General features: G+C 72.5%; 12 protein-coding genes. 10 read left to right on the top strand and 2 right to left on the bottom strand.

The features are described from left to right. Window positions 1-8: 8 nt before the first annotated feature. Complete coding sequence (locus tag CLV67_RS18645) at window positions 9-1,241, bottom strand: MFS transporter (RefSeq protein ID WP_106320027.1); 1,233 nt, start codon at window positions 1,239-1,241, stop codon at window positions 9-11. Between the two features lie 73 nt (window positions 1,242-1,314). Here CLV67_RS18645 and CLV67_RS18640 point away from each other — a divergent pair, with 73 nt between their 5' ends. Both CLV67_RS18640 and CLV67_RS18635 read left to right on the top strand, forming a co-directional pair. Then, window positions 1,315-2,316, top strand: coding sequence for a LacI family DNA-binding transcriptional regulator (locus CLV67_RS18640; protein ID WP_106320025.1), 1,002 nt, complete (start codon window positions 1,315-1,317; stop codon window positions 2,314-2,316). Window positions 2,317-2,351: 35 nt separating this feature from the next. Continuing rightward, window positions 2,352-2,852 (top strand): hypothetical protein, encoded by a 501-nt coding sequence (locus CLV67_RS18635; RefSeq protein WP_106320023.1) that lies wholly within the window; start codon window positions 2,352-2,354, stop codon window positions 2,850-2,852. Between the two features lie 96 nt (window positions 2,853-2,948). On the opposite strand, the gene CLV67_RS18630 is transcribed toward CLV67_RS18635, so the two are convergent. Next, window positions 2,949-3,548 (bottom strand): hypothetical protein, encoded by a 600-nt coding sequence (locus CLV67_RS18630; protein ID WP_170153924.1) that lies wholly within the window; start codon window positions 3,546-3,548, stop codon window positions 2,949-2,951. 171 nt (window positions 3,549-3,719) lie between these two features. On the opposite strand from CLV67_RS18630, the gene CLV67_RS18625 reads away from it, so the two are divergent. The 8 genes from CLV67_RS18625 to CLV67_RS18590 all read left to right on the top strand — a co-directional run bounded on the left by CLV67_RS18625 (window position 3,720) and on the right by CLV67_RS18590 (window position 13,777). Further along, on the top strand, window positions 3,720-4,916 hold the full coding sequence (locus CLV67_RS18625; protein ID WP_106320021.1) for an efflux RND transporter periplasmic adaptor subunit: 1,197 nt from the start codon (window positions 3,720-3,722) through the stop codon (window positions 4,914-4,916). A gap of 76 nt (window positions 4,917-4,992) precedes the next feature. Beyond that, entirely contained in the window at window positions 4,993-5,715 is a 723-nt protein-coding gene (locus CLV67_RS18620) for a response regulator transcription factor (protein WP_106320565.1), read from the top strand. Between the two features lie 38 nt (window positions 5,716-5,753). After that, window positions 5,754-7,184 (top strand): sensor histidine kinase, encoded by a 1,431-nt coding sequence (locus CLV67_RS18615; protein ID WP_106320019.1) that lies wholly within the window; start codon window positions 5,754-5,756, stop codon window positions 7,182-7,184. 65 nt (window positions 7,185-7,249) lie between these two features. Next, a complete protein-coding gene (locus CLV67_RS18610) occupies window positions 7,250-8,446 on the top strand; it encodes an efflux RND transporter periplasmic adaptor subunit (protein WP_106320562.1) in 1,197 nt (398 codons plus the stop codon). Continuing rightward, window positions 8,443-9,207 carry an ABC transporter ATP-binding protein gene (locus CLV67_RS18605; RefSeq protein WP_106320017.1) on the top strand — a complete coding sequence of 255 codons (765 nt, stop codon included), beginning with the start codon at window positions 8,443-8,445 and terminating at the stop codon, window positions 9,205-9,207. The genes CLV67_RS18610 and CLV67_RS18605 overlap by 4 nt, the downstream gene beginning before the upstream one ends. Further along, a complete protein-coding gene (locus CLV67_RS18600) occupies window positions 9,204-10,406 on the top strand; it encodes an ABC transporter permease (RefSeq protein ID WP_106320015.1) in 1,203 nt (400 codons plus the stop codon). Before CLV67_RS18605 ends, CLV67_RS18600 begins: the two co-directional genes overlap by 4 nt. 19 nt (window positions 10,407-10,425) lie before the next feature. Next, window positions 10,426-10,962, top strand: a complete 537-nt coding sequence (locus CLV67_RS18595) for a hypothetical protein (RefSeq protein ID WP_106320560.1) — start codon at window positions 10,426-10,428, stop codon at window positions 10,960-10,962. 88 nt (window positions 10,963-11,050) lie between these two features. Next, entirely contained in the window at window positions 11,051-13,777 is a 2,727-nt protein-coding gene (locus CLV67_RS18590) for an AAA family ATPase (RefSeq protein ID WP_106320013.1), read from the top strand. The last annotated feature ends 116 nt before the right edge of the window (window positions 13,778-13,893 follow it).

The following is a 13,893-nucleotide window of genomic DNA, read 5'->3' as shown; positions in this document are numbered from 1 at the left end:
TGCCCACTTCAGGCGGGAACGGGCTCGGGCACCGCGGCGGCGGGCGTGGCCGTACGGTCCAGGCGGAAACTGATCAGTGCCAGCACCAGGCCGCCCACCGACAGAGCCACCCCCAGCCACGCCGACGCCAGATAACCCCAGCCCGCGGCGATGACCACCCCACCCAGCGCCGCACCGATGCTGTTCGCGATGTTGAGCGACGACTGGTTGACGGCCGCGCCCATCAGCTGCGCGCCCGGAGCGACCGCGATCAGCCGCGACTGCAGGGCCGGAACGATGAACAGGCTGGCCGCGCCGACCAGGAACGCGCCGACGACGAGTCCGGCCGCGCTTCCGGCGGCGACCGCGAAGAACGCCGTCGTGGTGATCAGCCCGGCGAACCCGAGCAGCACGCTGCGCCGCAGATCGCGGTCGGCGGCGACACCGCCGAGCGCGATGCCGACGGTCATGCCCAGGCCCATCGCGGCGAGCACCCACGGCACGGTCGTCTCGGACAGCCCGGTCACGTGCGTGGTGATCGGCGCGATGTAGCTGTTGACGGCGAAGAAGCCGCTCGTGCCGACGGCGACGGCGAGAGCGACGAGCCAGACCTGCGGTGATCGGAAGGCGCGGAGTTCGGCACGTGGCGACCCGCCGGGGGCGGCGGACATCGGCGGTACGGTCGTGAGCACCGCGATCAGGCTGAGCCCGAAGACGGCGGCGACGGCCAGATAGGCGGCCCGCCACCCGTGTGTCTGCCCGAGCACCGTGATCAGCGGAACGCCGAGCAGGTTGGCCGCGGTCAGCCCGCCGATCACGATGGACACACCGCGCCCCTGGTTGCCGGGCCCGAGGATCGCGGCGGCGAGCAGACCTGCCGCACCGAAGTAGGCTCCGTGCGCGAGGGCCGCGACGAACCGGGCGGCCAGCACCAGTTCGAAGGTCGGCGCGAGCGCGGACGCCGTCGTGCCGGCGACGAACAGCGCGAGCAGCCAGAGCACGAGCCGCCGGCGCGGCACCCGGGTGGTCAGGACCGCGATCGTCGGCGCGCCCGCGACGACACCGAGCGCGTAGACGGTGATCATCCACCCGGCCCAGGCGAGCGCGTCCGGCTCCGAAGCCGCATAGGCCTCGGGCAGCAGGTTGCGGGCGATGTCGGGCAGCAGCCCCATGGCGACGAACTCGGTGAGGCCGAGCCCGAACCCGCCCAGCGACAGGGCGATGAGCGCCGCCCACCGGCGACCCGCGGTCAGTGTGTCCACCTCGACACCCTAGAACGTTCTAGTCCACAGCTGAATAGAACGTTCTAGCGGTCACACGCCGTACCATCGCGGGATGCGGTCAGGGGAGCGGCGGATCACACTCGCCGACGTCGCGGCCGAGGCCGGTGTGTCGGTGGCTCTGGCGTCGATCGTGATGCGGGGTGCGCCGGGTGCGGGCGCGGTCACCCGCGAGCGGGTCATGAAGGTGGCGGAGGACCTCGGCTACCGGCCGGACAGCCGGGCCCGGCTGTTGCGCAGCGGGCGCAGCCGCCTGCTCGGGGTGGTCTTCGACGTGCGGCACCCGTTCCACCACGACCTGCTCACCGGGCTCTACGACGCGGCGGGTGCGGCGGGCTACCAGCTCACCCTCAGTGCGGTGACACCACGGCGCGGCGAGCGTACGGCCATCGGCGACCTCCTCCAGGACCGGTGCGAGGCGATAGTCCTGTTCGGCGGCCAGTTGCGTACCTCGGAGCTGGCGTCGATCGCGGCCCGGCTCCCGGTGGTGGCGATGATGCGCAGCGCCCGGCGCCGTGACGTCGACGTGGTGCACAACGACGACGCTCTCGGCTCGCACCAGGCCGTCGACCACCTGGTGTCACTGGGACATCGCCGGATCGCGCACGTCGACGGCGGCGCGCTGCACGGGTCGTCCGAGCGGCGCACCGGCTACCAGGAGGCGATGCGCCGGCACGGGCTGGACGAGCACATCCGGGTGGTACCGGGCGGGCCGGGCGAGGAGGACGGCGCCAGGGCCGCCGAGAAGCTGCTGGCCGACCCTCCGACCGCGGTGACCGTGTTCAACGACCTGAGCGCGACCGGCCTGCTCGACGTGCTGCGCCGCAACGGGCTGAGCGTGCCCGGCGACATCAGCGTGGTCGGTTACGACGACACCAGCCTGAGCAGGCTCGCCCACATCGACCTGACCACGATCGCCCAGGACGTCGACGCTTTGGCGGCTCGCGCCATCGACCGCGCGGTCGAGCGCATCGAGGGTGTCCCGGCCGGCCCGCGGGCGGTCGTCATCCCGCCGAGACTGGTGGTCCGCAGCACCACGGGTCCCGCGCCGCGGTGACGGAACCCGGTGCCGCCCGGGACAGTCCAAGAACCATGACCTTCACACCCGGATCGGGTACGTCCAGACTGCTCCTGCCCGCTGCCGCGTTCGCTCTGCTCACCCTCGTGACGTCGTGTTCCGAGCCGGAGCGGCCCGGCGCGGCGACACCACCGGCGGTCGCCTCGGTGCCCCCGTCAGTGTCAGCGCCGGCGTCGGCGGACGCGATATCCCCGGGCTGGACGACCATCGAGAACCGGGGTGTCCAGGTCGACGTCCCGGCCGACTGGGTGCGCGCCGACATGAACCGCTGCGAGTTCCAGTTCGCACAGTGGACGCCGCCGGGAGCGGACCCCTGCCGGTTGAGCACGGGGCTCGCGTTCTACGGTGCCGCCACCTTCGACCCGGCCCACGGCCCCGAGGTGCAGCAGTACCGCGGCCGCTGGTCCGGTCACGTGTACTCCGGCAGCTTCGCCGTCTACGTGGTCGGCGCTGACCGGGACATCGTGCAGGACGTCCTCGACTCGGTGCGCCCGCGAGCGAGCGCCGGCGCGTGAAGACGTACCGCAGCAGGGGTTGTGAAGAAGTGAGGACGAACCGTGCCGGCATCGCAACGACGGGGGGACGGCGATGCCGGCACGGTGGTTCTGAAACTAGGAGGCAGCGGACGGCTTGAGGACCGCGCAGGTCTCGGTCGCCTTCTTCACCGTCGCGTCGGAGGTGTCGAGGTCGGCGGTGTCGGTGACGCCGTTCTCCTTGAGGCAGTTCTGGTAGGCGGCGTCGGCGCCACCCCCGCCCGGACCGCCGCCGTTGCCGCCACGCCCGGCGCCCATGCTCGGCCGCACCGAGGCGCACGCCTCCTGAGCCTTCTGCCAGGTCGCGTCGTCGACGCCTTCGGGCTTGCCGAACCCGCCACCGCCGGGGAAGCCACCCCCACGCTGGCCCGCGGCGCCGGAGGGCCGGGGCTGGCCGGAGGGCCGCACACCGTCGGGAGCGCCGGACGGGCGCGTGCCGCCGCCGGGACCGCCGCCACCCGGGCCGCCGGACGGCATCGTGATGGTCACGCCGTTCTCGTTGAGACAGCTGATGTAGGCCGTGAACGCGCTGTTGCCGCCGTTCTGCCCGGTGCCGCCGGTGGCGCCGCTGTCCGTGCTCGCCTCGTCGGAGCCGCAGGCCGCCGTGAACAGCATGGCCATCGAGACGGCGAAGACTGCTGCGGCGCGGCGGGGCGCCGTCGAACTGATCACCGGCACGGTGGGTCTCCTTCGAAGATGGATGCGGGAACGTGTGAAGGAAAACGGCCGCACCTGTGCGCAAGGTCGGACGACCCTAGGAGTTACCTAAGAGCGGCCCGGTGTCGCTCCGAGCGAACTCCCAGGTAGGACCGAGCCGACGGCGAGGACCGGTCAGCACACTCGGTGACCATGGGTGTTGCACTGGCCGGTCGCCGGCGTTTGATCTGGCTCGCCGTGGCGGTCGTCGTGCTCGCGTTGCTCGCCTCCGGCGTGGTGCGTGCGCTGACGGCCGGCGCGGCGCGGGAGAAGCCTGCGGCGGCCGAGACCGTCGAGGCCGGCAAGGGGGCGGTCACCACCGAGGTGGCCACCACCGGAACACTGCAGGCGGCGCAGACGCGGAGTCTGTCGTTCGCGGTGTCGGCCGAGGTGGAGACGGTCAAGGTGCGGGCCGGGAACACGGTCACCGCCGGTCAGGTGCTCGCGACCGTCGACGACACGGACGCGGCCGAGCGGGTCGAGGACGCCGAGACGACGCTGTCGGACGCCTACGACACGCTGGACAAGGCGGAGTCGGCGTCCACTTCGACATCGGCCGGGTGCGACGTGGCAGCGGCCTTCAGTGTCTCCCCGAGCGCACCTGTCTCACCGAGTGCGCCCGCCTCCGCCTCCGCCTCACCGGGTGCGGCGGCGTCACCGTCCGCGACGAGAACGGCCGGACCCAACCCCTCCAAGACCTCCGGTTGTACGGCTACGAGCACCGGATCGCGCGGTGCGGGGTCCGGCAGTGACGCCATTCTGAGCGCACAGCAACGTGTCAACGCCGCGAGGGTGGCGCTGGAGGAGGCCGAGGAGAACCTCGAGGGCACCACGATCACGGCACCGATCGCCGGGAAGATCATCTCGGTGAGCGGCAGGGTGGGCAGCAGCGCCAGATCCGGGTCCACCTTCATCACGCTGGCCGACGTCTACGACATGCAGATCAGCGCCGACTTCCCGGAGGCCGACGCCGATCACCTGGCGGTGAGGCAGAAGGCGGTGATCACCCTCGCCGACCGTGCCGGCGAGACGTTCGACGCGACCGTGGTGCAGGTCGACCCGGTCGGCACCAGCGACGGCACGCTCACCCGATTCGGCGTCGTGCTCGCGTTCGACGAGGCGCCGAAGGAGCTGCTCGTCGGGCAGAGCGCCGGCGTCCGGGTCACCACCGGCAGCAAGGAGGACGTGCTGCGGGTGCCCAGCACCGCGGTGCACGACGTGTCCGGTGACAGCGGCACCGTGCTCAGGGGCGGCGCCGAGGTCAAGGTGACGGTCGGGCTCCGGGGCGACCAGTACACCGAGATCGTTTCCGGTCTCGCCGAGGGTGACCCGGTCGCCCGGTCCTGGTAGCTCTCAACCCGTTCATAGGTCATTCAAAGAAAGCGCTGATAGTTCTGAGCGGGTGCTCTCCGAAACCCGTGGTCCCGTGACCCTCGCCGACGCCGCGTCGCGGCCGTGCCGCGTCCTGGTCGTCGACGACGAGCCGAACATCTCGGCGCTGCTCAGCGCGACGCTCCGGCTGGTCGCCTTCGACGTCCGCGTCGCCGAGTCGGGGCACGGCGCTCTCGTGGCGGTGCAGGAGTTCGAGCCGGATCTGATCGTCCTCGACGTGATGCTCCCGGACGTCGACGGGATCGAGGTGGCCCGGCGGTTGCGAGCCGCCGGACACCGCGTCCCGGTCCTGTTCCTCACCGCCCGCGACGCGGTGGAGGACCGCATCCTCGGACTGTCGGCCGGCGCGGACGACTATGTCACCAAGCCGTTCAGTCTCGAGGAGGTCGTGCTACGGATACGCGCGATCCTGCGGCGCAGCCAGCCGGAGGAACCACAGCCGGACACCGGGGTGCTGCGCTACGCGGACCTGGAGCTGGACGAGGACGCCCACGAGGTGCGCCGCTCGGGCCGGCTGATCGAGCTGTCCCCGACCGAGTTCAACCTGCTGCGCTACCTGATGATCAACGCGGGGCGGGTGGTCAGCAAGGCGCAGATCCTGGACCGGGTGTGGAAGTACGACTTCGGGGGCGACGGCCGCATCGTGGAGTCCTACGTCTACTACCTGCGGCGCAAGATCGACCGGACGGATCCGCCGTTGATCCACACCGTGCGGGGAGTGGGGTACGCCTTGCGGCTGCCCCGCATCGGGGATTGACCGAAGGGCGTTGTCCGGATGGCGGGCGGGGCGGTCGGATGGGAGTGAGGCGCTGGCGGTTCTGGACTCTCCGATCCAGGCTCGTCCTCGTCGTCGCGGCCCTGTCCGCGGTGGCGCTGATCATCGCCAACGTGACCGGCGTACTGCTGATCCAGAGGTATCTCCTCGACCGGATCGACGACCAGCTGATCGGAATCAGTCGCCCACTGGCCGACTTCAACCCGCCGGGCGGTAACTTCGGTCCCCGCCCCGGCCGGTTCCGTGGTCTCGGCCCGGACCAGATCATGTACTTCTACGCCGCCGACGGCACCCTCGACACCACCCGCAGCTCACCGGTCGACGACACCCGGCCCGCCCTCGACGCGCTCCGCGCGGTGGCCGGGCGGCCCTACACCGTCGCCACGACCGCCGGCGCCGACTGGCGGGTGCTGACCGTCGACATCGCCGACACCGGGCAGCGCGCGCTCGTCGGGTACTCCCTGCTGGAGGTCGAACAGACCACCGAGCAGCTGATCCTCATCGACGCCGGAGTGATGCTGTTGCTCCTGACCGCGCTGGTGGTGGGCGCCGCGTTCGTGGTCCGGATCGGATTGCGGCCGCTCACCGCGATGGAGTCGGTGGCCGCCGACATCTCCGGCGGCAACCTGTCCGGCCGGGTGCCGGACGCCGACCCGCACACCGAGCCGGGCCGCCTCGGGCTCGCCCTGAACGCCATGCTCACCCGGATCGAGGGCGAGGTCGACGCGCGTACCGCCTCGGAACAGCGGCTGCGCCAGTTCGTCGCGGACGCCTCGCACGAGCTGCGCACCCCGCTCACCTCGATCCGCGGCTGGGCCGAGCTGTACCGCCGTGGCGGAGCCCCGCCCGGCCCGCAGCTGGACGAGACGATGGGACGCATCGAGGCCGAGTCGGCCCGGATGGCGGTGCTGGTCGAGGACCTGCTCCGGCTCGCCCGGATGGACCAGTACCGCACCCTCGACCTGCGGCGCATCGACCTGCTGGAGATCGCCGCCGACACCATCCGCGACGCGCACGCCCGCGCGCCCGGACGTCCGGTGCTGCTCGCCGGGCTCAGCGACGAGGAGGACACCTTCGAGCCGGCGACCGTGCTCGGCGACGATCACGGACTGCGGCAGGTGGTCACCAACCTGGTGGCGAACGCACTCAGTCACACCCCGGCCGGGACCTCGGTGACCGTACGCGTCGGGCTCGCCCACGGCGACCGGGCCGTGCTCGAGGTATGCGACGACGGCCCCGGCGTGTCGCCCGGGCACGCGTCCCGCATCTTCGAACGCCTCTACCGTGCCGATCCGAGCCGGTCGCGGGCCCACGGTGGCGGCTCCGGCCTGGGCCTGGCGATCGTGGCGGCCATCGTGCGGCAGCACGGCGGCACGGTGGAGCTGTACGAGACACCGGGCGGCGGGGCCACGTTCCGTGTGGACCTACCCGCTGTCGGTGACTCGCCGTGAGGCTTTGAGCTGGCTCCCAGGTTTCGCCGAAGCTCCTCATAGCCCGTGGCCCCAGAGTGTTCGCCATGAAGGTACGTCTGAGCCGCCACCCGTCGTTGGTGGTCAACGCCGTGATCGGCGTAGTGCTCGCCGCCGGGGCATACGCGGTGTACGAGACATTTTCCGGAACCGGCGACGGGGCGACGGCCGCGACGGCCTCCGAGCGAACGGTCACCGTCCAGCAGGGCACGGTCACCAAGACCGCGACCGCCGACGGGACCCTGGAGAGCGCCAGCACCGCGAGCGCGACCTTCGAGACCAGCGGCACGATCACGGCGATCAGCGTGAAGGTCGGCGACAAGGTCAAGAAGGGTCAGGTCCTGGCCAAGGTCGACCCGGCGGCCGCGCAGCGGGCCCTGGACGCCGCCGAGGCCGACCTGGACGCGGCGCAGGACTCGCTGGACCGGGCCGAGGCGGCCGGCTCGGACACCGCCGACGCCGAGAACCAGGTCACCACGGCCGCGCTGGCCGTCGACGAGGCCGAGGCAGGCGTCGACGGCACGGTGCTGACCGCTCCGATGGCCGGCACGGTCACCGCCGTGAACGGCACGCTCGGCGGCTCCGCCTCCGGCAGTTCCTCGTCGACCTCGTCCTCGAGCGGCGGCTCGCAGGCAGGCGGCTCCAGCGGCTCGACGGAGAGTTCGGGCAGCGGCTTCGTGGAGATCGCCGACCTGACGAAGATGCAGGTCGCGGCGAGCTTCGCCGAGGCCGACGCGACCAGCCTCAAGGACGGTCAGGTCGCCACGGTCACCTGGAACGCCCTCAGCGGCACCTCGCAGAGTGCCAGGGTCGCCGCCGTCGACCCGTCCGCCACCACCGCCAACAGCGTGGTCACGTACGGCGTGACCCTCAGCCTGGACAAGGTGCCGGCCGGTGCCAAGGTGGGCCAGACCGTGTCGGTGTCGGTCACCACCGGTTCCCGGGAGAACGTGGTGCTGGTCAATGCGGCCGCGCTCACCACGGTCGGCAACCGGCACACCGTCACCGTCGTGGCGAACGGCGTGCAGGAGACCCGATCGGTGGAGATCGGCCTGGCGGGCGACTCGGCCACCGAGATCACCTCCGGGCTCGCCGCGGGCGAGCAGGTCGTCGTGAAGACCACCTCGACCGGCACCAGCGGCAGCCAGCAGGGCGGCGGCGGGTTCCCGGGCGGCGGCAGCGGCTTCGGCGGCGGCGGCTTCAACGGCGGCGGCGGACCCGCCGGCGGCGGGAGGCCCCAGTGAGCCGGCCGGTCCTGCAGGTCACCGACCTGAAGAAGATCTACGGTACGGGTGAGGCGACCGTCCACGCGCTGAGCGGGGCCACGATGACCGTGCACCGCGGCGACTATGTGGCGATCATGGGCTCGTCCGGGTCCGGCAAGTCGACCCTGATGAACATCCTCGGCGCGCTCGACATCCCCACGTCGGGCAGTTACCTGCTCGACGGCGTGGACGTCAGCCGCCTCTCCGACGGTCAGCTCGCTCTGGCCCGCAACCGGCTCATCGGCTTCATCTTCCAGGCGTTCAACCTGATCCCGCGGACCACCGCCGTGGCCAACGTCGAGCTGCCGCTGGCGTACGCCGGGGTGAAGCCGAAGGAACGCCGCAGGCGTGCCATGGAGGCGCTGGACGTGGTCGGTCTCGCCGACCGGGCCGGGCACGAGCCCAACCAGCTCTCCGGCGGCCAGCAGCAGCGGGTCGCTGTGGCCCGCGCCCTGGTCACCGAGCCGGCCCTGCTGCTCGCCGACGAGCCCACCGGCAACCTCGACTCCAAGTCGACCGACGACGTGCTGCAGGTCTTCGACGACCTGAGCGCGGCCGGCCGGACCATCGTGATCATCACGCACGAGGACGAGGTCGGCGCCCGCGCCAAGCGGCTGATCCGGCTGGTCGACGGCGCGATCGTCACCGACGTACGGCAGTCGCCGATCCACCTGCCACCGGTCGGCGCCATCAGGAGAAGCGCCGGACGGGCCGTGGTGGCGGGGCGGCACTCGCTGTGAACTTCTTCGAGGTTGTCCGCTTCTCCCTGCGCGGCCTGAACGCCAACAAGCTCCGCTCCGCGCTCACCATGCTCGGCATCCTGATCGGTGTCGCCGCGGTGATCCTGCTGGTCGCGGTCGGCAACGGCTCCGCCAAGACGATCAGCGACCGGATCGAGGCGCTCGGCACCAACACGATCACCGTGATGAGCGCGGGCCGGGGCGGTTCGAGCAGCACCGCCCTCACCAGGGACATGGCCGACGCGCTGATCGACCCGGAGCTCGCGCCGGACGTCAAGTCGGTGTCACCGGTGGTCAGCTCGTCGTCGGCGACCATGACCTACGAGGGCACCGACCACTCGGTCGCCACCTTCGTCGGCACCACACCCACCTGGTTCGCGGCCTCCACCACCCCGGTCGGCAGGGGCTCCGCCTTCACCTCCGACGACGTCGACCAGGGGCGCCGGGTCGTGGTGATCGGCAAGACGGTCGCCGAGGAACTGTTCCCCGGCGTCGACCCGCTCGACAAGCAGGTCACCGTCGGTGGCGCGCTGTTCACCATCGTCGGCGTGCTCGACGAGAAGAGCTCGACCGGCTTCAACGACGGCAACGACACCGCGGTCGCCCCGCTCACCGCGGTGCAGCAGGTCCTCACCGGGTACGGCGCGCTCACCTCGATCATCGTCGAGGCCGCGAACCCCGACAAGGTCGACGCCGCGCAGGCCGAGGTGTCCACGATCCTGAACCAGAAACTCGACGTGTCGTCGTCCTCGACCAGCACCCCGTACCGGATCCAGAACGCGTCGTCGCTGCTGGAGACGCAGACCGAGACCGCCGACACGTTCACCACCCTGCTCGGCGCCGTGGCCGCGATCAGCCTGCTCGTCGGCGGCATCGGCATCACCAACATCATGCTGGTCACGGTCACCGAGCGGACCCGCGAGATCGGCATCCGCAAGGCCCTGGGCGCGCCCCGCCGGGTGATCCTGACGCAGTTCCTGATCGAGGCGACGCTCTTGAGCGTGCTGGGCGGCGGCCTCGGGGTCGCCGCCGCGCTGATCGGCGCACAGTTCCAGATCGTCGGCGTCCAGCCGGTGATCGTGCCCAGTTCCATCGGGCTCGCGGTGGGTGTCTCCGTCGCGATCGGCCTGTTCTTCGGCGGGCTCCCGGCCGCCCGCGCCGCCCGCCTGCGTCCGATCGACGCGCTGCGCTACGAGTGAGGACCCCGCTGTGACGACGATGAACGACGAGACCGCGATCATCTCCAGGATCGAGGAACCCGATCACGACGGCCTCTCCGCCGAGCTGGCGGCCGCCGCCCCGAAGAAGTGGTGGAACAAGGGCACGGTCGGCCTCGGGGTGGCGTTGCTGCTGATGGGCGGCTTCCTCGGCGGCGTACAGGCGCAGAAGCAGTGGGGCACCTCGACCACGGCGGCCAGCGGCTTCCCGGCCGGCGGGATGGGCCGGACCGGCGGGGGCGGCTTCCCCCGGACCGGGGCCAGCGGCGCGCCCGGAGCCTTCCCGCAGGAGACCAGCGCGACGGCCGCGGCGGGCAGCGGCACCACCGGCAAGGTCAAACTGGTCAACGGCAAGACCATTTACGTCGAGACCGAGGACGGTACGGTCGTGACGGTCAAGACCGACGGCACGACCACGATCAGCACCGCCACCAAGGGCAAGCTGAGCGACGTCAAGGCTGGTCAATCGATCACCGTCGAAGGAGCTGCCGCCGCGGACGGCTCGGTGACGGCCACCAAGGTCACCGCCACGAAATGAGCGGGGTGTGACGTACCCGAGAACTTATTGATGGGTGTGCTTCTCTCTTCCTAGGCTGACTCCTTCAGATCCAGGGGGGTGAGGCCGAGTGCCCGCTCTGCTCGGCCGGGAGGCCCTGCTCGCGACGATCGACGCCCGGCTCGCCGCCGGCGGCGGGGTTGCCCTGCAGGGACCGCCCGGCATCGGCCGGACCGTGCTCCTCGACACCGTCGCCGACCACGCCGCGGCGCGCGGGGAACTGGTTCTCCGCCTTCGCCCGGCCCGCGGCGAGCGTGTCATCGCGTACGCCGGGATCGCCGATCTTCTCCGTCAGATCCCGGCCGAGGCGATCGCCGCCCTGGCGCCCGCACCCCGCCACTCGCTCGCCGCGCTGCGCCAGGGCCGGCCGTCCCGCACCGGCGTGCCGGCCCTCGCCCGGCGCCTCGTCCTGCCGGAGCTGCTGGCCCACTGTGCCCGCACCGCCCCGGTCCTGCTCGTCCTCGACGACGTCCAGTGGCTCGACCCCGAGTCGGCCGAGCTCATCGGCTTCGCGATGCGCCGCCGCCCCGGCCCCCGCGTCCGGATGATCGCCGCCGAACGCCGGCCCGGCCCCGTCCGCGCCGCTCGCCTCTGCCCCGCGCCCGCGATCGAACTGGCCGTCCCACCACTGTCCCCGGACGACCTGACCGCCCTGCTCGAGTCCCGGGGACTGCCCTGCCGGACCGCCAGCCAGCTGCACCGGGCCAGTGGTGGCAACCCGTTCCTGGCCCTGGAACTCGGCGGCGCCGTCGCCCGCGGCCCGGCCTGGCGGCCCGCTCCGCTGCCCGAGCCTGTGCGTGCGATGGCCCGCGAACGGCTCGGACTGCTTCCGGCCGGGGTGCAGGCCACGCTGCTCACCGCGGCCCTCGCCACCGAACCCACCCTCACCCTCATGCTGCGGGCCGGGCGTGAGGACGCCGCCCGCGAACTGCGCCTCGCCGACGCGGCCGGGGTGATCGAGATGTCCGGCGAGCGGATCCGGTTCACGCCGCCGCTGCTCGCCCAGGTGCTCGCCGAGGAGACGCCGGCCAGCGACCGGGGACGGGTCCACGCCGACCTCGCCGCCGCCGCGTACGACCCGGTGGAGGCCCTGCGCCAGCAGGCGCTGCGGACCGCCCGCCCGGACCCGCGCGTCGCCGGCGACCTGGCCGCGGCGGCCGGCCGGTGCGCGCAGCGCGGCGCCGAACGCACCGCCGCCGAGCTCTACCTGCTGGCCGCCGACCGCTGCCCGCCGGAGAACAGCGCCGACCGTCTCGACTGGCTGGTCACCGCCGCCCGTACCGCGATCACCGGCGGAGCGCCCGCGCTGGCCGGCCGCGCCGCCGAGGCCGTCCTGGCCGCCGGGGCACCGCCCGCCCACCGGGTCCGCGCCCGGCTCGTCCTGATCGACCTGGCCGGGCAGGCGCTCGCCGAGATGGGGGAGACGTTCGCCGCGGCCCTGGCCGAGGCCGGTGACGACCCTGCCCTGGCAGCCCCGATCCGGCTGCGGCTGACCTGGGCCGGCTTCCTCACCGGTGACCTGGACGCGGCCGCCGGCGAGGCGGTCCGGGCCCGCGACGCGGCACGGCTGGCCGGCGACCCGACCACCGAGGCGATGGCGCTGACCATCCTCGCTCAGATCCAGCGGGTCCAGGGCGAGGCCGGCTGGCTCGAGACCCTCGAGACGGCCCGCGCGCTGCCCGCCGCGCCCGCGCCGGACTGGCTGCACTACGGCCCGCACTACATGGCCGCCCGGATGGCGCTCTTCGACGACCGGCTCGACGAGGCCCGCGCCGAACTGCTCACCCTGCTCGCGGTCGCCGAACACGACCGGATCGGCGAGGCCAGGGTCGAGGTGCTGCGCAGCCTCTCCGAGGTGTCCACCAGGGCGGGCCGGTGCCAGGAGGCCCTGCGGTACGCCCATCGCGCGGTCCGGGCGGCGCAGGACGCCGGACTCAGCCCCGGTCCGACCTGGTACACCGCCGCGGTCGCCGAACTGGCCGGCGGCACCCTGGAGGCGGCGGCCGGGTTCGCCCGGCGGGGCATCCGCTCGTCCCGCCAGGAGGGCGACGGCCTCTATCTGCGCCGCCTGCTGCACGCGCTCGGCCAGGCCGAGGTCCGCTCCGGCGACGCCCGTGCCGGGGTCGCCACCCTGCGGCAGCTGCGCGACCTGGAGGCCGAGGCGGGCAGCGCCGACCCGATGATCGTGCGCTGGCGGGCCGACCTGGCCGCCGCCCTGGCCGCGCTCGGCGAGCACGCCGAGGCCGCCGCCACCCTGGCACTGGCCCGGCTGGCGGCCGAACGGCTCGGCACCACACCGGCGCTCACGGGTTATCTGGACCGGGCGGCCGCGATCGTCAGCTCCGAATCCGGCCAGGCCGACCTGGCCGCCGACCAGGCGACCGCCGCGGCCCGGCACTTCGAACTGCTGCGCCAGCCGGTCGAACACGCTCACGCCCTGCTCGTGGTGGCCGGCGCGGAACGCCGGCGCCGTCGTTACGCGGCCGCGCGGCAGGCGATCGCCGAGGCGTCCACTCTCTTCCGGGCGGCCGAGGCCCGCCCCTGGCTGCGCGAGGCCGAACTCGCGCTGGCCCGCACCGAGGGCACGCCCGACCAGGGCCTGACCTCGACCGAGCTGCGGATCGCCGGCATGGTCCGCGACGGGGCCAGCAACCGGGAGATCGCGAGCCGGCTCTACCTGAGCGTCAAGACCGTCGAGGCGACCCTGACGCGGGTGTACCGCAAGCTGGGTGTGCGCTCGCGTACGCAGCTGCTCTCGGTGCTCCCGGCGGTGGGCGAGATCACCGGCTCGTCCTGACCAGCACTTTGCTGACGCAGAGTGATCTGGATTACCGTAATCCAGTGGCGGCGGTCACTTTCATCGTCAGAGTTTTACCTGGTGGATTTGGGGAAGAAGCGCGGCCGGGAGAGTGT

The organism is Actinoplanes italicus (genome assembly GCF_003001815.1).
In the GTDB taxonomy this organism is placed as follows: Bacteria; Actinomycetota; Actinomycetes; order Mycobacteriales; family Micromonosporaceae; genus Actinoplanes; species Actinoplanes italicus.
This window is presented reverse-complemented; position numbering and strand designations above follow the sequence as displayed.